21 protein-coding genes are annotated in these 23,353 nt (G+C 72.7%); 8 read left to right on the top strand and 13 right to left on the bottom strand.

What is annotated here, in order from left to right:
• The first annotated feature begins 88 nt into the window (after positions 1 to 88).
• Entirely contained in the window at positions 89 to 595 is a 507-nt protein-coding gene (locus tag WN71_RS16640) for a GNAT family N-acetyltransferase (RefSeq protein WP_046585963.1), read from the top strand.
• 93 nt (positions 596 to 688) lie between these two features.
• Entirely contained in the window at positions 689 to 1,024 is a 336-nt protein-coding gene (locus WN71_RS16635) for a PASTA domain-containing protein (protein ID WP_079177906.1), read from the top strand.
• Between the two features lie 183 nt (positions 1,025 to 1,207).
• Here the strand turns inward: WN71_RS16635 and WN71_RS16630 are convergent, their stop codons facing one another.
• The 4 genes from WN71_RS16630 to WN71_RS16615 form a co-directional block, all read right to left on the bottom strand.
• On the bottom strand, positions 1,208 to 1,903 hold the full coding sequence (locus WN71_RS16630) for a demethylmenaquinone methyltransferase (RefSeq protein ID WP_046585965.1): 696 nt from the start codon (positions 1,901 to 1,903) through the stop codon (positions 1,208 to 1,210).
• Between the two features lie 54 nt (positions 1,904 to 1,957).
• Positions 1,958 to 3,034: an acyltransferase family protein gene (locus WN71_RS16625; protein WP_046586088.1), complete on the bottom strand. Its 1,077-nt coding sequence runs from the start codon at positions 3,032 to 3,034 to the stop codon at positions 1,958 to 1,960.
• A gap of 86 nt (positions 3,035 to 3,120) precedes the next feature.
• Complete coding sequence (locus WN71_RS16620) at positions 3,121 to 5,478, bottom strand: bifunctional polysaccharide deacetylase/glycosyltransferase family 2 protein (RefSeq protein WP_046585970.1); 2,358 nt, start codon at positions 5,476 to 5,478, stop codon at positions 3,121 to 3,123.
• Between the two features lie 16 nt (positions 5,479 to 5,494).
• The gene (locus tag WN71_RS16615) at positions 5,495 to 5,818 is read right to left on the bottom strand and encodes a hypothetical protein (RefSeq protein ID WP_046585972.1); all 324 of its coding nucleotides are present in this window, start codon (positions 5,816 to 5,818) and stop codon (positions 5,495 to 5,497) included.
• A gap of 395 nt (positions 5,819 to 6,213) precedes the next feature.
• Between WN71_RS16615 and WN71_RS16610 the strand changes: the two genes are divergently transcribed.
• Positions 6,214 to 7,242, top strand: coding sequence for a chitinase (locus WN71_RS16610; RefSeq protein WP_046585974.1), 1,029 nt, complete (start codon positions 6,214 to 6,216; stop codon positions 7,240 to 7,242).
• Positions 7,243 to 7,335: 93 nt separating this feature from the next.
• On the opposite strand, the gene WN71_RS16605 is transcribed toward WN71_RS16610, so the two are convergent.
• The 4 genes from WN71_RS16605 to WN71_RS16590 form a co-directional block, all read right to left on the bottom strand.
• Entirely contained in the window at positions 7,336 to 7,935 is a 600-nt protein-coding gene (locus WN71_RS16605; protein WP_046585976.1) for a hypothetical protein, read from the bottom strand.
• A 17-nt stretch (positions 7,936 to 7,952) separates the two neighbouring features.
• Complete coding sequence (gene mqnC / locus WN71_RS16600; RefSeq protein ID WP_046585979.1) at positions 7,953 to 9,167, bottom strand: cyclic dehypoxanthinyl futalosine synthase; 1,215 nt, start codon at positions 9,165 to 9,167, stop codon at positions 7,953 to 7,955.
• A gap of 162 nt (positions 9,168 to 9,329) precedes the next feature.
• The gene (locus WN71_RS16595) at positions 9,330 to 11,426 is read right to left on the bottom strand and encodes a serine/threonine-protein kinase (RefSeq protein WP_046585981.1); all 2,097 of its coding nucleotides are present in this window, start codon (positions 11,424 to 11,426) and stop codon (positions 9,330 to 9,332) included.
• Positions 11,427 to 11,542: 116 nt separating this feature from the next.
• Entirely contained in the window at positions 11,543 to 12,391 is an 849-nt protein-coding gene (locus WN71_RS16590; protein ID WP_046585983.1) for a menaquinone biosynthetic enzyme MqnA/MqnD family protein, read from the bottom strand.
• A 294-nt stretch (positions 12,392 to 12,685) separates the two neighbouring features.
• On the opposite strand from WN71_RS16590, the gene WN71_RS16585 reads away from it, so the two are divergent.
• Positions 12,686 to 12,889 carry a cold-shock protein gene (locus tag WN71_RS16585; protein ID WP_004984723.1) on the top strand — a complete coding sequence of 68 codons (204 nt, stop codon included), beginning with the start codon at positions 12,686 to 12,688 and terminating at the stop codon, positions 12,887 to 12,889.
• A gap of 186 nt (positions 12,890 to 13,075) precedes the next feature.
• Positions 13,076 to 13,720 carry a class I SAM-dependent methyltransferase gene (locus WN71_RS16580; protein ID WP_046585988.1) on the top strand — a complete coding sequence of 215 codons (645 nt, stop codon included), beginning with the start codon at positions 13,076 to 13,078 and terminating at the stop codon, positions 13,718 to 13,720.
• Positions 13,721 to 13,921: 201 nt separating this feature from the next.
• On the opposite strand, the gene WN71_RS16575 is transcribed toward WN71_RS16580, so the two are convergent.
• Positions 13,922 to 15,865: an AMP-dependent synthetase/ligase gene (locus tag WN71_RS16575; RefSeq protein WP_046585990.1), complete on the bottom strand. Its 1,944-nt coding sequence runs from the start codon at positions 15,863 to 15,865 to the stop codon at positions 13,922 to 13,924.
• A 301-nt stretch (positions 15,866 to 16,166) separates the two neighbouring features.
• The gene (locus WN71_RS16570; protein ID WP_046585992.1) at positions 16,167 to 17,468 is read right to left on the bottom strand and encodes an acetyl-CoA C-acetyltransferase; all 1,302 of its coding nucleotides are present in this window, start codon (positions 17,466 to 17,468) and stop codon (positions 16,167 to 16,169) included.
• Between the two features lie 83 nt (positions 17,469 to 17,551).
• Between WN71_RS16570 and WN71_RS16565 the strand changes: the two genes are divergently transcribed.
• The 3 genes from WN71_RS16565 (at position 17,552) to WN71_RS16555 (ending at position 21,490) form a co-directional block, all read left to right on the top strand.
• On the top strand, positions 17,552 to 18,940 hold the full coding sequence (locus WN71_RS16565) for a 3-oxoacyl-ACP reductase (protein ID WP_046585993.1): 1,389 nt from the start codon (positions 17,552 to 17,554) through the stop codon (positions 18,938 to 18,940).
• Complete coding sequence (locus tag WN71_RS16560) at positions 18,940 to 19,794, top strand: MaoC family dehydratase (protein WP_046585995.1); 855 nt, start codon at positions 18,940 to 18,942, stop codon at positions 19,792 to 19,794. Before WN71_RS16565 ends, WN71_RS16560 begins: the two co-directional genes overlap by 1 nt.
• Before the next feature lie 397 nt (positions 19,795 to 20,191).
• Positions 20,192 to 21,490 carry a DUF6716 putative glycosyltransferase gene (locus tag WN71_RS16555; protein ID WP_079177905.1) on the top strand — a complete coding sequence of 433 codons (1,299 nt, stop codon included), beginning with the start codon at positions 20,192 to 20,194 and terminating at the stop codon, positions 21,488 to 21,490.
• A gap of 104 nt (positions 21,491 to 21,594) precedes the next feature.
• On the opposite strand, the gene WN71_RS16550 is transcribed toward WN71_RS16555, so the two are convergent.
• The 3 genes from WN71_RS16550 to WN71_RS16540 all read right to left on the bottom strand — a co-directional run bounded on the left by WN71_RS16550 (position 21,595) and on the right by WN71_RS16540 (position 23,324).
• Complete coding sequence (locus WN71_RS16550; RefSeq protein WP_046586000.1) at positions 21,595 to 22,257, bottom strand: TetR/AcrR family transcriptional regulator; 663 nt, start codon at positions 22,255 to 22,257, stop codon at positions 21,595 to 21,597.
• A gap of 115 nt (positions 22,258 to 22,372) precedes the next feature.
• Positions 22,373 to 22,708, bottom strand: a complete 336-nt coding sequence (locus tag WN71_RS16545; protein WP_046586003.1) for a DUF4229 domain-containing protein — start codon at positions 22,706 to 22,708, stop codon at positions 22,373 to 22,375.
• 91 nt (positions 22,709 to 22,799) lie between these two features.
• Positions 22,800 to 23,324 (bottom strand): GNAT family N-acetyltransferase, encoded by a 525-nt coding sequence (locus WN71_RS16540; RefSeq protein ID WP_046586005.1) that lies wholly within the window; start codon positions 23,322 to 23,324, stop codon positions 22,800 to 22,802.
• Positions 23,325 to 23,353: the final 29 nt, after the last annotated feature.

The raw sequence follows: 23,353 nt of genomic DNA, 5'->3' as shown, positions 1-23,353 counted from the left end.
CCCCAAGTTGCAAATCTGCGTGCCGACCGGCACCGGACATGGGCAGTCTATGCAGCAGACGTGATCACCCGGCTGAAGGGCTGCCCCCGTGAACCGAGCTCTCCCTGTCGTGCGCCTGCGGGTACCCACTCATGAGGACGCGTTCGCCTGGCACCGGGCCTTCGCCGACCCCGAGGTGATGGAGTTCCACGGCGGCTCCGCCGCGGAGTTGTCGGTCTACGAGGAACTCACCGCCCGCCAGCGGCGGCACGACGCCGAACACGGCTTCTGTCTGTGGACCATGGTCGACGAGCAGGACGGCGTCCTCGGCTTCACCGGCGCCCAGCCGTGGCCGTGGGACTGGGGCCCGGCCGGCGAGACGGAGATCGGCTGGCGGCTCGCCCGCCCGTCCTGGGGCAAGGGGTATGTGACCGCGGCGGCCGAGGAGACGCTGGAGCGGCTGCGCGCGCGGGGCGTGCCGCGCGTGGTGGCGATGGTCGACGCGCGCAACGAACGGTCGATCGCGGTCACCCGGCGGCTGGGGATGCGGCTCGCCGAGACCTTCGTGACCCCGGTGTCGCAGCGGACGGGACACTGCTACCGCCTTGATCTGTGACGCAGAGTAACTGATTGTCACAGTAAGCCACTTGACGCTTCCGGATGACACCCCTGGCCGGTTACCCTGCGAGTACCGCTGGGGGTGACATCCATGCGCATAACGCAGAAAACACCTGAAGTGCGGGTGCCCAGGCTGGTCGGTCTGATGGCCGTCGACGCACGCGAGACGGCGCAGGCCCAGGGCCTGTTCCTCAACGCGCCGGACCGGCCCGACTTCCATCTCGCCGTCGTCGACTACGTCGTCCGGCAGTTCCCGCAGCCCGGCGCCGAGGTGCCGCGCGACTCGATGGTCTACGTGTGGTTCACCTTCGGCGAGGGCGACGGCGGAGGCGGCATCCGCGAGCCGCGCGTCCCCCGCCCGCCCCGGGGCGGTCTCCAGCGCGAACTGGACGAGCCGGGCGACACGTTCGAGATGCTCAACCGCTGATCAAGCGCTGATCGACCACTGATCTACCACTGATCGGTCGCCGACCGGCCACGGACCGGCCGCCGATCGACCGCTGCCGGAAGCCCCGCGAGACAGCCCGGCCCCTCAGCCCGCGCGAACCCTCAGCCCGCGCGAACCCTCAGCCCGCGCGAACCCTCAGCCCGCGCGGGCCGGGCGCCCCGCTCAGCTGTCCTTGAAGCCCCGGTGCAGCGCCACGATCCCCCCGGAGAGGTTGCGCCACGCGGTCCGGGACCAGCCCGCCTTGCGCAGCCGCTCGGCCAGCGCGGGCTGGTCGGGCCAGGCGCGGATGGACTCGGCGAGATAGACGTAGGCGTCGGGGTTGGAGGAGACCGCGCGGGCCACCGGCGGCAGCGCGCGCATCAGGTACTCGGTGTAGACGGTGCGGAACGGGGCCCACGTGGGGTGGGAGAACTCGCAGATCACCACGCGCCCGCCGGGCCGGGTCACCCGGTACATCTCGCGCAGCGCGGCGTCCGTGTCCTGCACGTTGCGCAGGCCGAAGGAGATGGTCACCGCGTCGAAGGTGTCGTCCTTGAACGGCAGCCTGGTCGCGTCGCCCGCGGTGAACGGCAGCCACGCGTTGCGCTTCTTGCCGACCTGGAGCATCCCCAGCGAGAAGTCGCAGGGGACGACGTAGGCGCCGGTCTGCGCGAAGGGCAGCGACGAGGTGGCCGTGCCCGCCGCGAGGTCCAGGACCTTCTGCGCCGGGCGCGCGTCGACCGCCTTCGCGACCTCCTTGCGCCAGCGCCGGTCCTGCCCCAGGGACAGCACGTCGTTGGTGAGGTCGTACCGTTCCGCCACGTTGTCGAACATCGAAGCGACTTCGTGCGGCTGCTTGTCCAGGGATGCGCGGGTCACCCGCCCATTGTGTCAGGACGGGGTACGGCGTCCGCGTCAGGAGGGGGTACGGCGTCACGGAAGCAGCCTCGGCTTCTTCCGCGCCGCCACGTCCTCCACCCATCCACAGGCCACCACGAACATCCCGATCAGGATCCAGCCGATGCCGAACATGAACCACTGGCTGTCGAGCGGCAGGTACTTCTCGAACGCGGGCACGTTCCAGAACTGGTCGATCAGCGGCACGGCGAGCACCAGCGCGATCTCGTGCCAGAGGTAGATCGTCACGGCGCGGGCGTTGAAGACGGCCACCACCCGGTCGAGGCGGCGGAACCTGGTCAGCCACGCGAAGTCGACCCGGAACCACGCCTTGGCCCAGAACAGCAGCAGCACGGTCCCGGCCGACCAGAACGCCTGGGCGAGCGGGTTCTCGTCCAGGTCGTAGGTGCCGAAGTCGGCCTGGTGGGAGAAGGCGTACCAGCCGCCGTAGCCGATCGCGGCGAGGGAGAGCACGACGACGGCGAACGGCTTGAGCCGCTGGAGCACCCCGTCGCGGTGCGCGAAGCCGGCCAGCCAGCAGAAGAGGTACGTCGACAGGTCCCACAGGGCGCTGCCGAAGCGGTTGTCGGGGCCGGACCAGAGGAAGTTCAGCACCAGGATCGGGGCGAGCGAGAGCAGCAGGACCGGGACGGGCGCCAGCCGGAAGACCCGCAGCAGCAGCGGGGAGAGCAGCACGAACCAGAGGTAGGTGCGCAGGTACCAGAGGATCTCCCAGGCCTGCTCGCCCCAGGCGTTGCCGGGCGGGTCGCCCAGCGGCACGACCCAGTAGACGATCTGCCAGCCCGGCATCCAGTCGTGGACCAGCATCGCCAGCACGACGAAGAAGCCCCAGAACCAGAACGGGGGCAGCAGTCGCCGCAGCCGGCCGCGGACCACCTTCAGGGCGGGGCGCTCCAGCGACTTGGCCATGAGGGTGCCGGCCAGCCCGAACATGATCCCCATGGAGGGGAAGACCATGCCCGCCCAGGCCCACCCGAAGGTGTGATAGGCGACGACGCGCACGAGGGCCACCGCGCGGAGGGTGTCGAAGTAGCGGTCCCGGCCCGCCGGGGCGGCCGCGCGCCGGGAGGCCCGGCCGCGCCGCCGCGACACGGGGGCGGCCTCCCCCGCGTGCCGCGGCGCGCGGGGGACCTCCACGGCGCCGGCCGGCGGACCGCCGTACGCCTGCCGCTCCCGGCTCACCGGCCCGCCCCCGCCGGGGTGCCGACCTCGCCCGTGCGCTTGAGCTTCTGCCAGCGCAGGCGGCCGCCGGTGAGGGCGGTGACGCAGGAGTGGATGAGGACGAGGTACATCATCTGCCGGTAGGCCAGTTGCTGGAGCGGCATCATCAGCAGATAGCGGTACTTCTCCCGGTCCAGCCGGAACGCGTAGGCGGCGCAGGTGAGTTGGAGCGCGAGGACCGCGAGCCAGGCGAGCAGGGCGGCCCGGAAGTCGATGAAGATCATCGAGTAGAGGGTGAACACGTCGATGAGCGGGGCGAAGACCGGCGTGACCACCTGGAAGATCACCACCAGCGGCATCCCGACCCGGCCGAACCGCCCCGAAGGCCCCTTGTCCGTCAGGGACTTGCGGTGCTTCCACAGCGCCTGCATGGTGCCGTAGGACCAGCGGTAGCGCTGCGACCACAGCTGAGCCAGCGAACCCGGGGCCTCGGTCCAGGCCTTGGCGTGCTCCTCGTAGACGACCCGCCAGCCCGCGCGGTGCATCGCGATGGTGATGTCGGTGTCCTCGGCGAGCGTGTCGTGGCTCATCCCGCCGACCTCCAGCACCGCGTCCCGGCGGAACGCGCCGATGGCGCCGGGGATGGTCGGCATGCAGCGCAGCAGGTCGTACATGCGGCGGTCGAGGTTGAAGCCCATGACGTACTCGATGTGCTGCCAGGCGCCGATGATCGTGTCGCGGTTGCCGACCTTGGCGTTGCCCGCGACCGCGCCGACCCCGGGGTCGGCGAACGGCTGCACCAGCCGGTGCACGGTGTCCGGCTCGAAGACCGTGTCGCCGTCCATCATCACGACGATGGGGTACCGGGCGTTGCGGACGCCGTTGTTGAGCGCGGCGGGCTTGCCCGCGTTGTCCTGGCGGATGACGCGGACGTTGGGGTAGCCGAGGGACTCGGCGATCTCGGCGGTGTCGTCGGTCGAGCCGTCGTCCACGACGATGATCTCGATCGGATGGGTGCTCTGCGCCAGCGACTTGAGGGTGTTGGCGATGCACTCCTTCTCGTTGTACGCCGGGACGATCACGCTCACCGGTTCGGTGACGGCCGGCCCCCAGGTGAACCGGCGTCTGTTGCGCTGCCGGTAGTGGCGGCGGGCGAGGATCAGCATCATGCCGAAGCGGCCGATCACCGCGACGCCGACGATCATCAGGCCCACGGACAGCGCGGGCACGGCCCATTCGGCGATCGCCACCGCCGCGAGGAGCGCCTTGCCCTCGTAGAGGATCGTGCCGGTGGCCTTGTGGTGGGCGGCCTGGAGGGCGGAGCCGGTGGACCCCGCGCCGCCGGACGCGCCGGGCGCGGTGCCCTGGCCGCCCGCCGTCGCCGCCGCACCGCTGCCGGAAGCGCCCGACGCACCAGACGCACCCGCGGTCTGCGTGCCGGAGGCGCCCGCCGAACCCGCCGCGCCGGTCCCGGCCGCCTGCCGGGACGCGGCGCCCTGCTTCTCCATGACGCCGCTGATGGTGGTGAAGGTGTAGCCCTTCGCCTTCATCTTCTTGATGTACTCGGGCAGCGCCTTGATGGTCTGCGAGCGCTCGCCGCCCGCGTCGTGGAAGAGGACCGACGCCCCCTTGCTGCCCTTGGGCGTGGCCCACTTGACGATGTCGGAGACGCCCGGCCGCTTCCAGTCGTCGCTGTCGGTGTCGACGAACACGCTGGTGTAGCCCTCTTCGCCGAGCTTCTGGTAGACGGGCCAGCTGTAGTTGTCGATCGCGTCCGTCTCCGAGGAGTACGGCGCCCGGAAGAGCGTGGTGGTGATACCGGCCGCGCCCGCGAGGGCCAGCTCGGTCTGCTCCATCTCGCGGTCGATCCGGGCGTCGCTCTGGTAGGAGAGGTCGACGTGGGTGAAGGTGTGGACGCCGACCTCGTTGCCGTCCTCGACCATCGTCTTCACGATGTCGGGGTAGCGCGAGATCATCGAGCCGACCAGGAAGAACGTGCCCGGGACGTCGTTCTCCTCGAGGATCTTGAGAACCTGCGGGGTCCAGGTGGGGTTGGGCCCGTCGTCGAAGGTGAGCGCGATGGTCTTGTCCGGGACGGAGACGGTGCGGGCCTGCCCGCCCCGGAAGGTCAGGATCGGGCCGCCGTTCAGGATCTTGTCGGGGACCTTGCTGGAACTGGCCCCGCTGCGCACCCGTTCGTCGCCGCCGACCTCGGCCCGCAGATAGCCGTCGAGCAGCATCACGCAGGTGAGCGCGAGCAGGAGCAGCAGGGCGAGGATGACACGGGGCTTCTGGAGGGCGGCGGCCCTGCCCGCCGCGCGCTCGATACGGGTGGGGGCGCGGCGACGGCCGCGCGAGGGCGTCGATGTGGTCATGTGCGGTCGCGTCCCGTCAGCCGGCGGTCGCCGCGGCGGACGAGCCGGAGGCGGCCGTCGAGGACGAGCCGGTGACCGACGTGGACGACGAGCCGGAGGTGGCCGAGGGCGTGGCCGTGGGCCGGCCGGCCTGGCGGCCGAGGCCGCCCTGCTGCCCGAAGCCGGGGCGCTGGGCGCTCTGACCGCTGTCGAAGGGCAGCAGCGAGGACGGGTCGAGCGAGGTGCCCCAGCCCATGAAGGCCATGGCCAGAACCGCCGTGTAGCCGAGGCAGACGGTTCCGACGAGCAGGCCGATACGACGCAGCACCTTGGACCGGCGTCCGGAGGTGTCGACGAACACAGGGCCTCCGGAGGGGGAGGACCCGTTGCCGCGTTTGCGTCGGCGACGATTCCCGGCGGCGCGGCTTTCGATGACGGTCTCGGAATGCATTCCCCGGATGTTAGAGAGGCTTTATATGGCCAAAACCGACCTTCTTGTGAGATACCCCTGAGGAACGGCCTAACCTGTCACCTTCCTGAGAGGTTCCGGGAACGCCTGCGCGATCCAGGGAGGGAAGAAACAGGGTGATTGCCCGATATGCCCGACTCGATTTGCCTGCTTCGCCCCCCTCTACTGCAGAGTTAGCTGTGAATTCCCGATTCTCCTGAACGCCGGGCGTGTATGAGAGATTTTTGAGGCGGAACGGAGTTTGTTTCGATGCTGGGACACAAATCACGAGAGCGGGTGCGTGTGCGATGAGGAATCACCTGAGGCCGGCCGGCGGGCTCACCTTGCTGTTGGCCCTGGTGGCGGTCGCGGGGTGCTCCTCGGGGTCCGGCGGCGGCACGTCGGACGCGGCGGCGGGGGCCCCCGAGGGCGGCGGCACACCGTCCGCGGCGGCGTCGGGCACGTCGTACGCGCCGTACGTCAGCGCCACGACGGCCTCCGGCAACGACGCGGCGGGCTCCCCGACGACGTACAACCTGGCCTTCGTGATCTCCGACGGCAGCAGTTGCACGCCGGAGTGGAACGGCGAGTACGGCATCGGGAACGCGGCCGTGAAATCCCGGATCGATCAACTGAAGACCGACGGCGCGACGGTGCGGGTGTCCTTCGGCGGCGCGTCCGGCAAGGAACTCGCGTCGGCCTGCGGGAACGTCACGCAGCTCGCGGCGGCGTACGGGAAGGCGCTGGACGCGGCGGGCGCCACGCAGGCCGACTTCGACGTCGAGGGGGACCAGCTCGCCGATTCCGGTTCGGTCGCGATGCGGTCCGCGGCGATCGCCGTACTGCAGAAGGAACGGCCCGCTCTGAAGGTGTCGTTCACGCTCCCCGTCATGCCCGAAGGGCTCGACGCGGACAGCCTCGCCCTGCTGAAGTCGGCGAACAAGTTCGACGTCCAGGTCTCGACGGTCAATCTGATGACGATGAACTACGGCGAGTCGTACGGCGGCGACATGGGCGACTACGCCGTCACCTCGGCGACGGCCGCCCACGCCCAGCTGCGGAAGGTCTTCGGCACCTCCGACGCGGGCGCCTGGAAGGGCATGGCGCTCACCTCGATGATCGGGGTCAACGACGTCCACGGCGAGACGTTCACGCTGTCCGACGCCGCGCAGGTGCGGAAGTTCGCGGAGACCAAGAAGATCGCCTGGGTGTCCATGTGGTCGTCCTTCCGCGATCAGCAGTGCACGGGCGGCGACGCGGCCTCGGACGACGCGGCGACGGACTGCAGCGGCGTGCAGCAGAGCGCGGGGGCGTTCGGGAAGGCGCTGGCGGGCTGAGCGGAACGCGGGCGGCGCATCCCGCCGGAACGGGCGACGGACCCCGCCGGAACGGGCGACGCAACCCGCCGGAGCGAGCCGAGTGGAGCGTCGTCAGCGGGCCCGGTACACCAGCCGTCCGCCGATCACGGTCGCCACGCAGGTGCCCGCGCCGCGCCGGACCAGGTCGGCGCGGTCCGCGACGTCGAACACGGCGAACCGGGCGGGGCCGCCCGCCACCAGCCCCGGCAGCAGGATCAGCGGGGTCGGGGAGAGCGCCGCGGGGCCCGGCAGCCGGTCGGGCCGCTGCCCCACCGCGAGCCCGGCCCGGCGCACCGCGTCCACCACGGCCCGCGCCCGCAGCTCCCCGGCGAGCGCCACCGTGCCGTGCGCCAGCATCCGCTGGATCCCGCGCCGCGCGCTCGCGCCGAGACGCGCCGGATCGGCGCGGAAGATCTCCCGGGCCCGCGCCCCGCCGAACGGCTCGGTGCCGAGGGCGTCGGCCTCGCGCGGGTCGGGGTGGTACATGCCCTCCAGCAACTCCGGGCCGTACGGGTTCAGCAGACCCGGCGTCAGGATGCCGGGCCAGCGCCGCACCCGCGCCGACGGATGGGCGGCGGCCAGGTCCGCGAAGGGACCGACGGCGGCGACGGACGCGCCGTCGGCCAGCACCGCCGCCTCGGGCGACTGTTCGGCGACGTGAAGAGTGAGCACAGGGCCTCTGGTGGGCTCTAGTTGGACGCGAGGATCTTCAGCTCGGGGTGGGCCGTGCCGCCCTCGATCGCGGTGGACGAGATGTGCGACATCACCCGCTCGTCGACCGGGTCGTTCGCCGGGTCGTCGTGCACCACGAGGTGTTCGTACGTCGTCGCGCGCTGCGCCGGCACCCGGCCCGCCCGGCGGATCAGCTCGATGATCTCCATGCGGTTGGAGCGGTGCTTGGCACCGGCGGAGGAGACGACGTTCTCCTCCAGCATGATCGAGCCGAGGTCGTCGGCGCCGTAGTGCAGGGTGAGCTGGCCGACGTCCTTGCCGGTGGTCAGCCAGGAGCCCTGGATGTGCTGGACGTTGTCGAGGAACAGGCGGGCGATCGCGATCATCCGCAGGTACTCGAAGATCGTGGCCTGGGTGCGGCCCTTCAGGTGGTTGTTCTCCGGCTGGTAGGTGTACGGGATGAAGGCCCGGAAGCCGCCCGTACGGTCCTGCACGTCACGGATCATCCGCAGGTGCTCGATGCGCTCGGCGTTGGTCTCGCCGGTGCCCATCAGCATCGTGGACGTGGACTCCACGCCGAGGCCGTGCGCGGCCTCCATGATCTCCAGCCAGCGCTCGCCGCTCTCCTTGAGCGGGGCGATGGCCTTGCGCGGACGGGCCGGCAGCAGCTCGGCGCCGGCGCCCGCGAAGGAGTCGAGACCGGCCTCGTGGATCCGGGTGATGGCCTCCTCGACCGACACGCCGGAGATCCGGGCCATGTGCTCGACCTCGGACGCGCCCAGCGAGTGGATCACCAGCTGCGGGAAGGCGTCCTTGATGGCGCGGAAGTGCTTCTCGTAGTACTCCACGCCGAAGTCCGGGTGGTGGCCGCCCTGGAACATGATCTGGGTGCCGCCGAGTTCGACGGTCTCGGCGCAGCGCCGCAGGATGTCGTCCAGGTCCCGCGTCCAGCCCTTGGCGGTGTCCTTGGGGGCGGCGTAGAAGGCGCAGAACTTGCACGCCGTGACGCACACGTTCGTGTAGTTGATGTTGCGCTCGATGATGTACGTCGCGATGTGCTCGGTCCCGGCGTACTTGCGGCGGCGTACGGCGTCGGCGGCGGCGCCCAGCGCGTGCAGCGGGGCGTCGCGGTAGAGGACGAGCGCCTCCTCGGGCGTGATCCGCCCACCCGCCGCGGCGCGGTCGAGCACGGCGGTGATGTCGACAGACGGGAGGTCGGCCTTCTCGGTCACCGGGGGCGTCCCTTTCGTCACGGGGTGGACTGACCGAACCAGCCTACGCCAGCGCTTTCCCGGCACCGGCGACGGGCCGGGGCCGGGCGGGCCGAGGCACCGGGTGGCGGCCGATGCGGTCACCGGCCGGCCGGACGGCCGGTCAGTCGCCCGGCCGGACGATCAGTCCGTCCTGGCCAACGTGGCCTCGGGCTCGCCGGAGTCCGTGCTGTCGGACCGGTATGTCAGGCCGTCGCCGGACGGGGTCAGATAGACCGTGCTCGCGGCCTGCGAACAGGTCGCCGGGTTGGAGTCGGCGCCCTTCGCGCGGGCGACCAGCCGGCCGCCGCTCACCTTCTCCAGGGTCAGCACGTCCACGCAGACGCTGGTGCCGAGCGGGTCGGTGTTGCGCACCTGGCCCAACTCCGCGCCGGTGGCGGCCTGGTGGACGGTGACCCGGAAGGTGCCCATGGGCACGGTGCCGCCGAGCCCGGTGCCCTGGCCCTCCCAGGTGCCGAGATAGCGGGCGGGCACGGCGCCGGGACCGCCGCTCGCGGAGGGGCTCGCGGTCGTGGTCGGGGCGGGCTCGTCGGAGGAACCGACGGTGGGCTCGTCGCCGGTGGTCGGCTCGGCGCCGGTGGCACCAGGGGCCGAGGAGTACGTACGGCCGGGCGGGCTCCCGGCGCTGTCCTTGTCGCTGCCGTGGCCCGGCAGCAGGTCGAACACGAAGACCGAGCCGACGGTCACCGCGGCCAGCGCCCCGGCGACGGCCAGCGCCACCGTGCAGCTCATCCGCCGCCCGCGCCCGTCGGTCCCGGGCACGGAGTCGGCCGCAACGGAGACGGACAGGCGGCCCGGTCCACGGCCGGACCTGGAGCCGGTACCGGGCCGCGTCTCGCCTCCGGACGCGGCCGCCGTGCCGGGCGCGGTGCCGGTGCCCGGCGCGGCACCGATGCCGGGCGCCATGCCGGTGCCCGGCGCGGTGTTCGCGCCGAACGGGGTGTCGGCGCCGAGCGGGGTCTCCTTGCCGAACCCGGCGAAACGGTCCTGCCCGGACCCGGCGTGGTGCGGTCCGGGGACGGCCGGGTGCGGCCCGGGGCCGGCCTGATGGGGTCCGGGTACGGCGGTCCGGTGCGGTCCCGGTGCGGCGGCCTGGTTCGGCCCTGACGCCGCGGCCCGACCCGGTCCCGGTGCGGCGGCCTGCCCCTGTCCCGGTACGGCGTCGCGCGGCTCCGGCACGTACGGCCCGGTCGCGGGCGGGTGAGGCGGACGGGGCGGGCCGGTGTCCGGCATCAGGGGCGGCGGCCCGAACGCGCCCGCCGCCTCCCCCACCGACGGACTGGCGAAGGCCACCGGGCCCGACGGCGGGGTCTCGGGCGTCCCCGCCGCCTCCAGGTTCAGCAGTTGTACGGCGCTGCGGCTGACCTGCTCGACCAGGGCGCCGGGCAGCCAGCCGCCGGCGACCAGGCGGGCCGCGCCCTCGGGCGCCAGCCGGGCGGCCACCCGCGCGGGCGTCGGCCGGGTGCCGGGGTCCTTGGCCAGGCAGGAAGCCACCAGCTCCCGCAGCTCGCCGCCGACCGCGCCCAGCTCCGGCTCCTCGTGGACGACCTTGTAGAGCAGCGCGGCCGAGGAGTCCCCGCGGAAGGGCGGTTCGCCGGTCGCCGCGTGGACCAGCACCGCGCCCAGCGAGAAGACGTCGGCCTGGCCGGTGACGCCCTTGCCGAGGATCTGCTCGGGCGACATGTAGCCGGGCGAGCCGATGGAGACGCCGGTGGAGGTGATCGAGGCGGTGCCGTCGGTGGCGCGGGCGATGCCGAAGTCGATGAGCAGCGGGCCGTCCAGGGTGAGCAGCACGTTGGACGGCTTCACGTCCCGGTGCACCAGGCCCAGTTCGTGCACCGCGGCGAGCGCCTCCGCGAGCCCCGCGCCGAGCGCGCGCACGGAGTGCGCGGGCAGCGGGCCGCCGTCGGTGACCGCGGCGGCGAGCGAGGGACCGGCCGCGTACGCCGTGGCGACCCAGGGGACGGCCGCGTCCGGGTCGGCGTCCAGGACCGGCGCCGTCCAGGCCCCGCCGACCCGGCGGGCGGCCTCGACCTCCCGCCGGAAGCGGGCCCGGAACTCCTCGTCCAGCGCGAAGTGCGGATGCACGATCTTCACGGCGACCGTACGGCCGCCCGCGCTGCGGCCCAGATAGACCCGGCCCATCCCGCCCGAGCCGAGCCGGCCGAGCAGCCGGTAGGGCCCCACGACGGTGGGTTCGTCCGCACCGAGCGGCTGCATGGCGCCCACCCCTCCCCCGATCCACCCGTACGGGATCCATGACCGCGGTCGTGGCCGCGACGGCGTGGCCGTGACGGCGCGACCGGGCCGTGGAACCCGTATGTATCGGATGCAGGTTACGGCTGAAGCAGTTCCACCTTCACGTCCGCTGGAAAGCCCGTCGTCGGGCCGACCCGGCGGGCGAACTCGGTGACCGCCTCCAACTGGGCCGCGCCGAAGCGGAAGTCGAGCGTCGTGAAGTACCGCTCCAGGACCTGCTCGTCGAACTCCTCCCAGCGGGCGGCCTGCTCGGCGACCTTGCCGACCTCCTCCAGGGAGAGGTTGCGGGAGGCGAGGAAGGCCTCGTGGACCTTGCGGGTGATCTGCGGCGCGCGCTCCAGGTAGTCCCGGCGCGCCGCCCAGACCGCGAAGACGAACGGCAGCCCCGTCCACTCCTTCCAGAGCGTGCCGAGGTCGTGCACGGCGAGGCCGTAGCGCGGGCCGTCGATGAGGTTGGCGCGCAGGGCGGCGTCGCCGATCAGCACGGCCGCGTCCGCCTCCTGCATCATCAGGCTGAGGTCGGGCGGGCAGGTGTAGTACTCCGGCTGCACGCCGAACCGTTCCGCCAGGAGCAGCTGGGCGAGGCGGACCGAGGTGCGGGAGGTCGAGCCGAGGGCGACCCGGGCGCCGTCGAGGCGGTCCAGCGGGACCTGGGAGACGATCACGCACGACATCACCGGGCCGTCGCAGCCGACGGCGATGTCGGGGAAGGCGACGAGGTCGTCGGCGTTCTTCAGGAACTCGACCAGGGTGACGGGGCCGATGTCGAGGTCGCCTCGGACCAGCTGCTCGCTGAGCTTCTCGGGGGTGTCCTTGGTGAGCTCGAAGTCGAGGAGGGTGCCCGTTCTCGCGAGCCCCCAGTACAGGGGCAGGCAGTTCAGGAACTGGATGTGGCCGACGCGCGGCCGGATGCGAGAATTGTCCACATCGCGAGACTAGACCCCGTCCGGTACGGTGCCGCCCTCGCCCCCTCGTCCGGCGACGTCACTCCGAGTCCGTGACGTTCAAACGTCCGAGTGACGTGATCTTGACCTCTATTGCATTCCGCGGCCCGCGTGCTAGGCTCGCCGCAAGTTGCAGTTTGGTTTCCCTTGCAGTACAGAGCCTGCGGAGCATGTGACCGCGGGCTCTCGTCGTTTTCAGACATATGCAGTTGTGCGGCACTGTTTCACACTTGCAGGTTCTGGAGCAGGGCAACCCTTTGGGCCCAAGGAGGGCTTATGGCTACCGGAACCGTGAAGTGGTTCAACGCCGAAAAGGGCTTTGGCTTCATCGCCCAGGAAGGCGGCGGTCCCGACGTCTTCGTTCACTACTCCGCGATCAACGCGACCGGCTTCCGGTCCCTCGAGGAGAACCAGCAGGTGAGCTTCGACGTCACGCAGGGTCCGAAGGGCCCGCAGGCGGAGAACGTCACCCCGGTCTGAGCCTGATCGCAGGAACAGTCCTCTACGCAGTACCCAAGGAGCTCCGCGCCTTTCGGCGACGGGGCTCCTGCCTTTTCCCCGTGAATTTCCGGCGAACTCTTCTCCCACGGGCATTCACATAATCCGATCGGACGGCTCCGCCGCTCCGGCCCCCGTTGTCAGTGGGCGCCGCTAGGGTCCCCGCCCATGACGGACACCGACTTCATCGCGTCCACCCGCCTCTTCTACGACGCCGTCGCCGAGGACTACGCCGAGCGTTTCCGCGACGAACTCGCCCGCAGGCCGCTGGAGCGGGCCCTGCTCGGGATGTTCGCGGAGCTCGTGGGGAAAGCGGGCCCGGTGGCGGATCTGGGCTGCGGTCCCGGGCGGACCACCGGCCTGCTGGCCTCCCTCGGCCTCGACGTCTTCGGGCTCGACCTGTCCGAGTCGATGCTGGCGATCGCCCGGCGCGAGAACCCCTCCCTGCGGTTCGAGCGGGGGTCCATGCTGGAGCTCGGCCTCGCGGACGGGTCGCTGGCGGGGGTGGTGTCCTGGTACTCCAGCATCCACACGCCCGTGGAGCGGCTGCCGGAACTCTTCGCCGGCTTCCACCGCGTGCTCGCGCCCGGCGGGCGGCTGCTGGTGGGGTTCCAGGCGGGGGACGTGGCGCGGCGGCACGAGCGGCCGTGGGGGCACGCGGTGACGCTGGACTTCCAGCGGCGGCGGCCGGCGGACATGGCGGGGTGGCTGGAGGGGGCGGGGTTCGTCCTCCACTCGACGACGGTGCGGGAGCCCGCGGACGACGAGACAAGCCCCCAGGCATTCCTCCTGGCCCAGAAACCCCGGGCCTAGCCCCGGCCCCTTTCGCGCAGTTCCCCGCGCCCCTGAACAGTCCGTGCCGCACCGTCGTGCGTGCTCGCGCAGTTCCCCGCGCCCCTTTCAGGGGCCCTCGCAGAGGCGCACCGAAGGGGCGCGGGGAACTGCGCGAGCGGCCACGACGCACCCGCGGGGAGCGGAGGACCCGAAAGGGGCACGGGGCGGAGCCCCGGTGGGTCAGTCCGGGTAGAGGGACGCCACCTCGTCCGCGAAGGTGGCCAGGACCGCCTCGCGGCGGAGTTTCATCGACGGAGTCAGATGCCCCGCCTCCTCCGTGAAGTCGCACGGCAGAATCGCGAAGCGACGGATCGACTCCGGCCGCGACACCAGCCGGTTCGCGTCGTCCACCGCCCGCTGCACCACGGCCCACAGCTCCGGATCGTCCAGCAGCAGCTCCGCCGGCACCGGATGCAGCCCGTTCATCTGCCGCCAGTGGGCCAGCCCCAGCTCGTCCAGGGTGATCAGCGCGCTGATGTAGGGCCGCCGGTCGCCGAGAACGAGCACCTGCGAGATCAGCGGATGCGCCCGCAGCCAGTTCTCCAGCGGCGCGGGCGCCACGGACTTGCCCCCCGAGGTGATCAGCAGCTCCTTCTTCCGCCCGGTGATCGTCAGATAGCCGTCGTCGTCGAGCTCGCCGATGTCGCCCGTGGCGAGCCAGCCGTCCCGTGTCGCCGGGACGACCCCGCCCGCCTGCGGGTCCCAGTAGCCGCGCAGGACGTGGTCGCCCGCGACCAGGATCTCCCCGTCCGCGGCGATACGGACCTTCGTGCCCGGCATCGGCCACCCCACCGTCCCGAGCCGCGGCTTCAGCGGAGGCGTCACCGTGGAGGCGCCCGTCGTCTCCGTCAGGCCGTACCCCTCGAAGATCTCGATGCCCGCACCGGCGTAGAACGCGGCGAGCCGGCGTCCGAGCGGCGCGCCGCCGCAGATGGCGTACCGCACCCGGCCGCCCATCGCGGCGCGGATGCGCCGGTAGACCAGCGGGTCGTAGAAGCCGCGGGCGGTGCGCAGGCCCCGGCCGGGCCCGTTGCCGGTGCCCGTCTGCCGGGCCTCCAGCGCCTCGCCGTAGCGCCGCGCCACCGCGGCCGCGCGGTCGAAGGCGGCCACCCGCCCCCCGGCCTCCGCCTTGGCGCGGGCGCTGTTGAACACCTTCTCCAGCATGTACGGAATGGTCAGCAGGCAGGTCGGCCGGAAGGCGGCCAGGTCGGGCAGCAGGTCCTCGGCCTTCAGGCTGGGCGCGTGCCCGAGCCGTACCCGCGCCCGTACGCACGCGATCGCCACCATCCGCCCGAAGACGTGGGACATCGGCAGGAAGAGGAGGACCGACGGCTCGTCGCCCGTGGTCGCCTTGAAGACGGGGTGCAGCAGCTCGATGGCGTTGTCGACCTCGGCGAAGAAGTTGCCGTGGGACAGCGCGCAGCCCTTGGGCCGGCCCGTGGTGCCGGAGGTGTAGATGACGGTGGCGAGGGTGTCGGGGCCGAGCATCCCGCGGCGCACCGCGATCTCCGCCTCCGGCACCGGCCCGCCCTGCTCGGCGAGCCGCTCCACGTGCCCCTTCTCCATCACCCACAGATGCCGCAGGTCGGGGATGTGCCCCAGCTCGGGGCCGAGGGCCGCGGCCTGTGCGGCGGTCTCGGTGACGAGGGCGACGGCGCCGGAGTCCTGGAGGATCCAGCGGGTCTGGAAGACGGAGGAGGTCGGGTAGACGGGGACGGTCACCAGGCCGGCCGCCCACGCGGCGAAGTCCAGGAGCGTCCACTCGTACGTCGTACGGGCCATGACGGCGATCCGGTCGCCGGGCACCAGCCCTTCCGCGATCAGGCCTTTGGCCACCGCGAGGACCTGCTCGGCGAAGAGCTGCGCGGTCACGTCGCTCCAGGAGCCGTCCGCGGCGCGCCGGCTGAGCACGATCGCGCCGGCGTCCGTCTGCGCGTTCTCGAACGGCAGGTCGGCCAGCGACCCGTGGGTGACGGGCGGGGCGAACGGGGGCATGGACGCCTCGCGTACGGCACCGTCGAGCCGGATGGTCCTGGGCTCGTTGAGGACCGGCACGCCGTCGTAGTCGGTGGCCGGGACCGTGGTGGCGGAGGAGGCGGGAACATTCGGATGGGACGTGGACACGGGCGACTCCTCGGGCGTGCAGCAGCTCACTGCTTGCTGCATCTCGTACGTGCCTCGTATGCCGAGGCGTTCACCGGTGCTGGGCCACGGGTCGGGTGTTACCGGCGGTCAGGCGGAAGATCGTACGGGTCCCTTGTGAGGGGTTTGTGCGGTTCCGGGGCGGGACCGGAGCCGGGGCTGTGCAGTGTCGGGGACGGAGATGAGGCCCCCTCAACTCCGCTCTGAGCAGCGGGATTCCTCCCGGACCGCCCTCGCGGCCGCCGTCTGCCGGATCGCCGTCACGCCCGTTCCTGGATCGTCGTCAGGACCGCTCCAGGATCGCCGTCACGCCCTGGCCGCCGGCCGCGCACACCGAGATCAGGCCGCGGCCCGGACCGCCGCGCTCGGCGAGCAGTCCGGCGAGCGTCGCCACGATCCGGGCGCCGGTCGCGGCGAAGGGGTGGCCGGTGGCGAGGGAGGACCCGGCGACGTTGAGCCGGGCGCGGTCCACGGGGGCGAGGCCCCGCTTCTCCCAGGCCGCCAGGGTCGCCAGCACCTGGGAGGCGAACGCCTCGTGCACCTCGACGAGATCGAAGTCGTCGAGGCCGAGCCCGGCCCGCTCCAGCATCCGCGGGACGGCGTACGCGGGCGCCATCAGCAGGCCGTCCTCGCCGCCCGCCGCGTCGCCGCGCACGAAGTCGACGGCCGCCGTCTCACAGGCGGTGAGATGGGCGAGCGGCTCGATCCCGCGCCGCTCGGCCCACTCCTCGGACGCGAGCAGCACGACCGCGGCCCCGTCGGTCAGCGGCGTCGAATTGCCTGCGGTCATGGTCGGTTCGGGCCCGTCGAGGCCGAACACCGGCTTCAGAGCGGCGAGTTTCTCCACCGTGGAGTCGGGCCGCAGGTTCTGGTCGCGGGCGAGACCGCGGAAGGGGACCACGAGGCCGTCGAACAAGCCCCGTTCGTACGCCGCCGCCAGCCGCCGGTGGCTGGCCGCGGCCAGTTCGTCCTGGGCCGCGCGCGAGACACCCCAGGCGCGTGCGGTGACCGCCGCGTGCTCCCCCATCGAGAGCCCGGTGCGCGGCTCGGCGTTGCGCGGGATGTCGGGCACCAGGTGGCGCGGCCGCACCTTGGCCAGGGCCCGCAGCCGCGCGCCCGCGGACCGGGCACGGCGGGCCTCCAGCAGTACCCGGCGCAGGTCGTCGTCGACGCCGAGCGGCGCGTCGCTCGCGGTGTCGGCGCCGCCCGCGATCGCCGATTCGGTCTGCCCGAGCGCGATCTTGTTGGCGGCCGCGACGATCGCCTGGAGCCCGGTGCCGCACGCCTGCTGGATGTCGTAGGCGGGGGTGCGCGGATCGAGGGCGGAGCCGAGGACCGTCTCGCGGGCGAGATTGAAGTCGCGGCTGTGCTTGAGGACGGCTCCCGCGACGAACTCGTCCACGGCGCCCGGCCCGTGCAGGCCGTGGCGCTCGACCAGGCCGTCCACCGCGGCCGTGAGCATCTCCTGGTTCGAGGCGGTGGCGTACGGGCCGTCCGAGCGGGCGAACGGGATGCGGGTACCGCCGAGGACGGCCACGCGGCGCACGCCGGTCGCCGTCCGTCCGGGGGGCTGCACGGGACTCATCGACCTGCTCCTCACCCTTCACCTAGACTTACCTCCGGTAACCTTACTTCAGAGTAAGTTATTGGTGAACTGGGAGTGGGACAATGGCGGACCGATATCTGCGTTTCACCGGCACCGCGCCCGGCCGGTTCCTCACCGGGCGGCTGGGGCTGCCCCAGCCGGCGGCACTGCACCGCTGGTCACGCGCGCGGCCCACGCTCGACGGCCCGTTGCTCCAGCTCACGGCCGGGAAGTCGGACCTCGACCTGGCGCCGGTCCTCGCGGGCACCGGCCTGCCGGCCGGGACGGGCTCGTCGGCCGCGTCCGGCTCACTCGCCGCGCCCGGCTCCTCGGCCGCGTCCGGCCTTTCCGCGGACGCCGGGAGCCCCGCCGCCGTGGTGCTCGACGCCACCGGCGTGCGTGACCTCGACACGCTGGCCGAGGTGCACGCGGCCCTGCATCCGGTGGTGCGGTCGATCGCGGTGAGCGGCCGGGTCGTCGTCCTCGGCTCGCCCGCCGACCCCGCGGACCACCACCAGGCCGCCGCGCAGCAGGCGTTGGAGGGCTTCGTGCGCTCACTCGGCAAGGAGATCGGGCGGGGCAGGACGGTGAACCTGGTGCGGCTCACCGACGCGGCCGCCGCCGGGTCCACCCTCCGCTTCCTGCTCTCGCCCCGGTCGGCGTACGTCAGCGGCCAGGTGATCGAGGTCGGCGCGGGCGACGCTCCCGGCGGCCCGGCCGCCCCGCCCGAGGACCCGGACCACCCGCTGCACGGCCGTACCGCCCTCGTCACGGGCGGCGCCCGCGGTATCGGCGAGGCGGTCGCGGCCACCCTCGCCGAGCAGGGCGCCCGGGTCGTCGTCCTGGACGTCCCGGCCGCCGAGAGCGACGCCCGCGCGGTCGCCGAACGGCTCGGCGGCAGCGCCCTCGCCCTCGACATCACGGCGCCCGACGCCGGGGCCCGGATCGCCGCGGCGCTGCCCGACGGGCTGGACGTGCTGATCCACAACGCGGGCATCACCCGGGACCGCCGCCTGGTCAACATGCCCGCCGAACGCTGGAGTTCGGTGCTGGACGTCAACCTGGGCAGCGTGCTGCGCACCACCGACGCGCTGCTCGCGGCGGGCACCCTGCGCCCCGGCGGCCGGATCGTGGCGACCGCGTCCATCGCGGGGATCGCGGGCAACGCCGGGCAGACCAACTACGGCGCGAGCAAGGCGGGCGTCGTCGGCCTGGTCCGCTCGCTCGCGCCGCGCGCCCTGGCCGAGCACGGGGTCACCGTGAACGCGGTCGCGCCCGGGTTCGTCGAGACGCGGATGACCGCCGCGATCCCGCTGTTCCTCCGCGAGGCCGGCCGCCGGATGAACTCGCTCGGGCAGGGCGGGCTGCCGCAGGACGTCGCCGAGACCACCGCCTGGCTCGCGCACCCCGCCTCCGGCGCGGTCAACGGCCAGGTCGTGCGGGTCTGCGGCCAGAGCCTGCTGGGGGCCTGATGCCCGCCGCCGTCGTGCTCACCGGCTCCCCCGCGCTCGGCCCCGCGCTCGCGGCGGGCGCCCTGCGGTCCCCCTTCAAACGGCCCGCGCCCGACGCCGCCTTCCCGCGCACCCGCCTGGTGCTGCCCGGGGTGCGCGCCGACCCGGCCCGGCTGGCCGCCTACGAGCGGGTGTGCGGCTTTGCCGGGTCGACGACGCTGCCGGTCACCTATCCGCACGTACTGGGCTTCCCGCTGGCCATGCGGCTGATGAGCGGCCGGGACTTTCCGCTGCCGCTGCTCGGTCTGGTGCACACGTCCATCACCGTCACCCGGCACCGGGCCCTTCCGGCGGAGGGGACGTACGAACTCGCGGTGCGGGTGGCGGGGCTGGCACCGCACCGGCGGGGCACCGAGGCCACCGTCGTCACGGAGGCGCGGGACGGCGGGGGTGTCGTATGGGAGTCGACGAGCACCTATCTGGCGCGGCACCGGAGCGCGGGTGAACGGCCGGAGGCGGAGCCACGGGCCGCCGATCCTTGGGCGTCCGGGCCGCCGTTGCCGGTCCTCGACGAGTGGCGGCCGGGCGGGGACGTCGGGCGGCGCTACGGTGCCGCGTCCGGGGATCTCAACCCGATCCATCTGCATCCACTCACCGCCCGGCTCTTCGGCTTTCCGCGGACCGTCGCGCACGGCATGTGGACGCTGGCGCGCTGCCTGGCGGCGCACGGTACGGGGGAACGGGTGTGTGTGCGGGCGGAGTTCCGGGCGCCGGTGCTGTTGCCGGGGGTGGTGGCGTATACGGCGGTGCCGGGGCGGTTCGAACTGCGCGGCCCCGAGGACCGCGTCCACCTCCGCGCGACGATCACCCCCTGACCCCTTTCGCACAGTTCCCCGCGCCCCTGTAGATCTGCGGCCGAGTGGGGCTGATCGCGCAGTTCCCCGCGCCCCTTTCGGGGGCACGGCTGCGAGCGGCCCCCGAAAGGGGCGCGGGGAACTGCGCGAAAGGCCCCCACGGCTCGCAGGCGAGTATGAGCAGCAGCCCCGCTTGGGGTTTCGATGCGAGCGGCGCAGCCTCTGAGCATGCCCGGTCCGGGCCGCCATCAACATGAACTCCTATGGAACTTCTCATGACTTGACCGTTCGAGAACGGCCGGAATTACCCCGTTCGTCCCGGACCGCCCACCCCACCCCACAGCCCGCACCCAGAATTTCCGCGCAAGGACCAGCCGTCGCTCATCCGGCTCTCAGATGCGGTTTCTAACGTCCCGCCATGCCTCCCAGACCCCGACGCATCGCCGTGCTCGCCGACTCGGACACCCGCTGGAAGTGGGGTGCCTCAGTGGCCCGCAGGCTCGCCCCCGCCCACGCCCTGGACGCGGTCTTCGTAGTCGGCCGCTCCACCCCCACCGAGCGGCAGCTCGAAGAGATCGGCATCGTGCCGGACACCCGCCGGGAGCTGCGCGCCGCCGACCTCGTCGACGACCAGCAGCTCGCGGACGCGGACGTCGTGGTGTTCGCCCTCTCCGGCGGCACCGTCCTCGCCCTCACGCACAGTCTCGGCCTCGCCTGGGAGGGGCGGGCCGTGCGGCCGATCACCGTCACCGGATACGTCGGCGTGGTCTACGAGAAGATGGTCGACGGCCTCATGACCCGCGCGGGCAGCGACCTCGTCCTCGCCAACTCGGCCTACGACGCCGCCCGGTTCGGCGCCGCCTTCGAGAGCATCGGCGTGGACCCGCGGTCGGTGGTGGAATGCGCGCTGCCGTTCCTCGACGGCGACCCCTACCAGCCGTCCACCGACCGTCCGTTCACCCTCACCTTCGCCATCCAGCCCTCCGTGCCCAAGGGCAAGGCCGCCCGGCTGAAGCTGCTGGAGCGGGCCGCGCGCCACGCCCGGCTGCACCCGGACCGGCAGGTGCTCATCAAGCTGCGCAGCCTGCCCGGCGAGCACACCACCCATGTCGAGGCCGACCCCTACCAGTTGCTGGTCGAGGAGCTCGCCGAGCCCGCCCCGCCCAACCTGGAGCTGGTCTACGGCAACATGGGCGAGGTGCTCGACCGTACCGACCTGCTGGTGACGGTCAGCTCCACGGCCGCCCTGGAGTCCATGCACCGGGGCATCCCGACCGCCATCCTCACCGACTTCGGGGTCCGCGAGGCACACGGCAACCACTACTTCATCCACTCCGGCTGCCTGGCGTCCTGGGACGACCTCGACGCGGGCGCGCTGCCCCGGCCCCGCCCCGAGTGGACGGCCGCGCAGGGCCTCGGCAAGACCGACCCGTACGCCGCGGCCCGCGCCCGGATCGCCGCGCTGCGCGCCGCGGGCCCGCTGCCGCCGCTGCGGCCGTACTACACGCCGGGGCGCGCCGGGATCTATCTGGGCGGGCTGCTGGAGCGCCACGGGCTGGACGAGCGGGGCCGCCCGCTGCCGGTCCCGCTGGAGTCCGGCGACCCCGGCCGGGTCAGGACCGCGGTGCGCCGGGTGGCCCGTCGGGGTGCCGCGTCGCTGTACAAGGTGGGCTACCAGCGGGTGGCCCCGGCGCTGCGGAAGTGGGGCGCCGCGTAGGGCGGGTGGGGCGCCGCGTAGAGCCGGTGGGGCGCCGCGTGGAGGGCGGGTGGGGCGCCGCATTGGGGGCAGGTCCGGCGGACAAGGCCCCGGGGAGCGACCCTTCAGTCCCCATCCGCCGAGGACACCGGCGGCACCGGCCAGGGGCGGTTCTCCATCAGGTCGCCGAGGCCCGCCCAGGCGAAGTTCATGAGGGTCGCCGCCGCCTGCCGCGCCGTGACGCCCGGAGTGGCGTTGGCCCAGGCGGCGAGCGACTCGGCGGCGCCGACCAGCGCCTCGGCGAGCCCGGCGACCTCACGCTCGGGCAGATGCGGGTCGCGGTGCGCGTCACGGGCCGCGACCGCGATCAGCTCGGTGACGAACGCGACGATCTCCTCGCGCATCGCGGTCACCTCGGCGGCGAACGGCTCGCCGTGCGTGCGGGCCTGGAGGTGCAGCACGGACCAGCCGTCCGGGTGCCGCGCCGTGTGCGTGAAGAAGGCCAGCAGCCCGTCCCACAGCTGCCGGTCGGCGGAAGGCCCCTGCCGCACCCCGCGCCGGACCGCCTCGGTCAGCGCCGACGCCTCACGGCGGATGCAGGCGGTGAAGAGGTCTTCCTTGGAGTTCAGGTACAGATAGACCAGCGGCTTCGAGACGCCCGCCAGTTCGGCGATCTCGTCCATCGAGGCCGCCATGTACCCCCGTTGGCCGAAGATCCGCACGGCGGCGTCGAGCATCTGCTGCTCCCGCACCGCGCGCGGCATCCGCTTGGTCTTCACGGCACCCATGGGGGCAAGCCTAGTTGGGCCCGGGAGCGCCCCGGCCCGGAAACCGACCGGCCCGGTTCACGGAGGACCACCCGGGGCCGGAGGCGGCGGGCACGGCGGGGCCGGAGCGGCCGGATCAGCCGGCCGGGTGCTCCGCGGGGGCGGACTGCTCCGCGGGGGCGGCGGTGTCGGCCCGGGCGGCGTCCACGGCGTCGTCCTCCTGGCTGCGGCTGGCCTCGATGTTGGCCTTCATCCGGTCGACCCGCTGCACGATCTGCACGGAGGCCCGGTCCCGCTCGCCGCGCAGCGCCACGAAGCTGATCGGGGCGGAGATGACGAGGGACAACAGGATGATCCACAGGCCGTTGGAGTCGCCGAGGCCGCGCGGCGCGATCCCGAGGTAGACGAGGCCCCAGACGACCACGAGGCAGCCCACCAGGATCCCCAGGCGCTTCAGCGTGTAGCGGAGCATCTCAATCCACTCTTCCGGTCCATGGGTACGAACATTGCCAAATGGCACCGTCCAGTGAAGCACGGAGGAAAGCCGATCTTGGCAGGGGGGCTCAGTCCAGCGGCAGCAGCATGAACACGTCGTCGCGGTCGTCGCCGGGCGCGACCCGGATGGCACCGGGGACGCGGCCGACCTCCTTGTAGCCGCAGGAGCCGTAGAACCGCTCAAGACCGCCGCCGCCGCGGCAGGTCAGCCGTATCGCCTCGATGCCGTCGATGCCGCGGGCGGCCCGCTCGGCCGCGGCGAGCAGGTCGCGGCCGTAGCCCTTGCCCTGGTGACGCGGGTGGACCATCACCGTGTAGAGCCACAGCCAGTGGCCCATCAGGCGGTGGGTGTTGAGGGTGAGGAACGCCGTCGCGGCGACCCGTCCGTCCCCGTCCTGCCCGACCAGCAGCCGGGTGCGGCCCTCGGCCATGGCGACCAGGTGTTTCACCAGCTCGGGGCGGACGTCCTCGCGGTGCACCGGCGGCACGAAGCCGACCGAGCCGCCGGCGTTGGACACGTCCGTCCACAGGTCGAGGACGCCGTCGCGCAGGTCGGGGGTCACGGCGGGATCGAGGGTGAAGGTAAGAGGCACAAGGGAAGTGTACCTATTACCTCTTACCC

Source organism: Streptomyces mangrovisoli, assembly GCF_000974985.2.
Taxonomy (GTDB): Bacteria; Actinomycetota; Actinomycetes; order Streptomycetales; family Streptomycetaceae; genus Streptomyces; species Streptomyces mangrovisoli.
Note: the sequence above shows the minus strand (reverse complement) of the source record. Positions and strands in the feature narration are given on the sequence as shown.

Excerpts from the sequence above, each read along its gene's own strand:
- WN71_RS16570 (WP_046585992.1), bottom strand. The coding sequence starts at position 17,468 with ATGAGTCCCGTGCAGCCCCCCGGACGGACGGCGACCGGCGTGCGCCGC.
- WN71_RS16595 (WP_046585981.1), bottom strand. The coding sequence starts at position 11,426 with ATGCAGCCGCTCGGTGCGGACGAACCCACCGTCGTGGGGCCCTACCGG.
- WN71_RS16580 (WP_046585988.1), top strand. The coding sequence starts at position 13,076 with ATGACGGACACCGACTTCATCGCGTCCACCCGCCTCTTCTACGACGCC.
- WN71_RS16585 (WP_004984723.1), top strand. The coding sequence starts at position 12,686 with ATGGCTACCGGAACCGTGAAGTGGTTCAACGCCGAAAAGGGCTTTGGC.
- WN71_RS16550 (WP_046586000.1), bottom strand. The coding sequence starts at position 22,257 with ATGGGTGCCGTGAAGACCAAGCGGATGCCGCGCGCGGTGCGGGAGCAG.
- WN71_RS16635 (WP_079177906.1), top strand. The coding sequence starts at position 689 with ATGCGCATAACGCAGAAAACACCTGAAGTGCGGGTGCCCAGGCTGGTC.
- WN71_RS16545 (WP_046586003.1), bottom strand. The coding sequence starts at position 22,708 with ATGCTCCGCTACACGCTGAAGCGCCTGGGGATCCTGGTGGGCTGCCTC.
- WN71_RS16620 (WP_046585970.1), bottom strand. The coding sequence starts at position 5,478 with ATGACCACATCGACGCCCTCGCGCGGCCGTCGCCGCGCCCCCACCCGT.
- WN71_RS16565 (WP_046585993.1), top strand. The coding sequence starts at position 17,552 with ATGGCGGACCGATATCTGCGTTTCACCGGCACCGCGCCCGGCCGGTTC.
- WN71_RS16610 (WP_046585974.1), top strand. The coding sequence starts at position 6,214 with ATGAGGAATCACCTGAGGCCGGCCGGCGGGCTCACCTTGCTGTTGGCC.
- WN71_RS16555 (WP_079177905.1), top strand. The coding sequence starts at position 20,192 with ATGCCTCCCAGACCCCGACGCATCGCCGTGCTCGCCGACTCGGACACC.
- WN71_RS16560 (WP_046585995.1), top strand. The coding sequence starts at position 18,940 with ATGCCCGCCGCCGTCGTGCTCACCGGCTCCCCCGCGCTCGGCCCCGCG.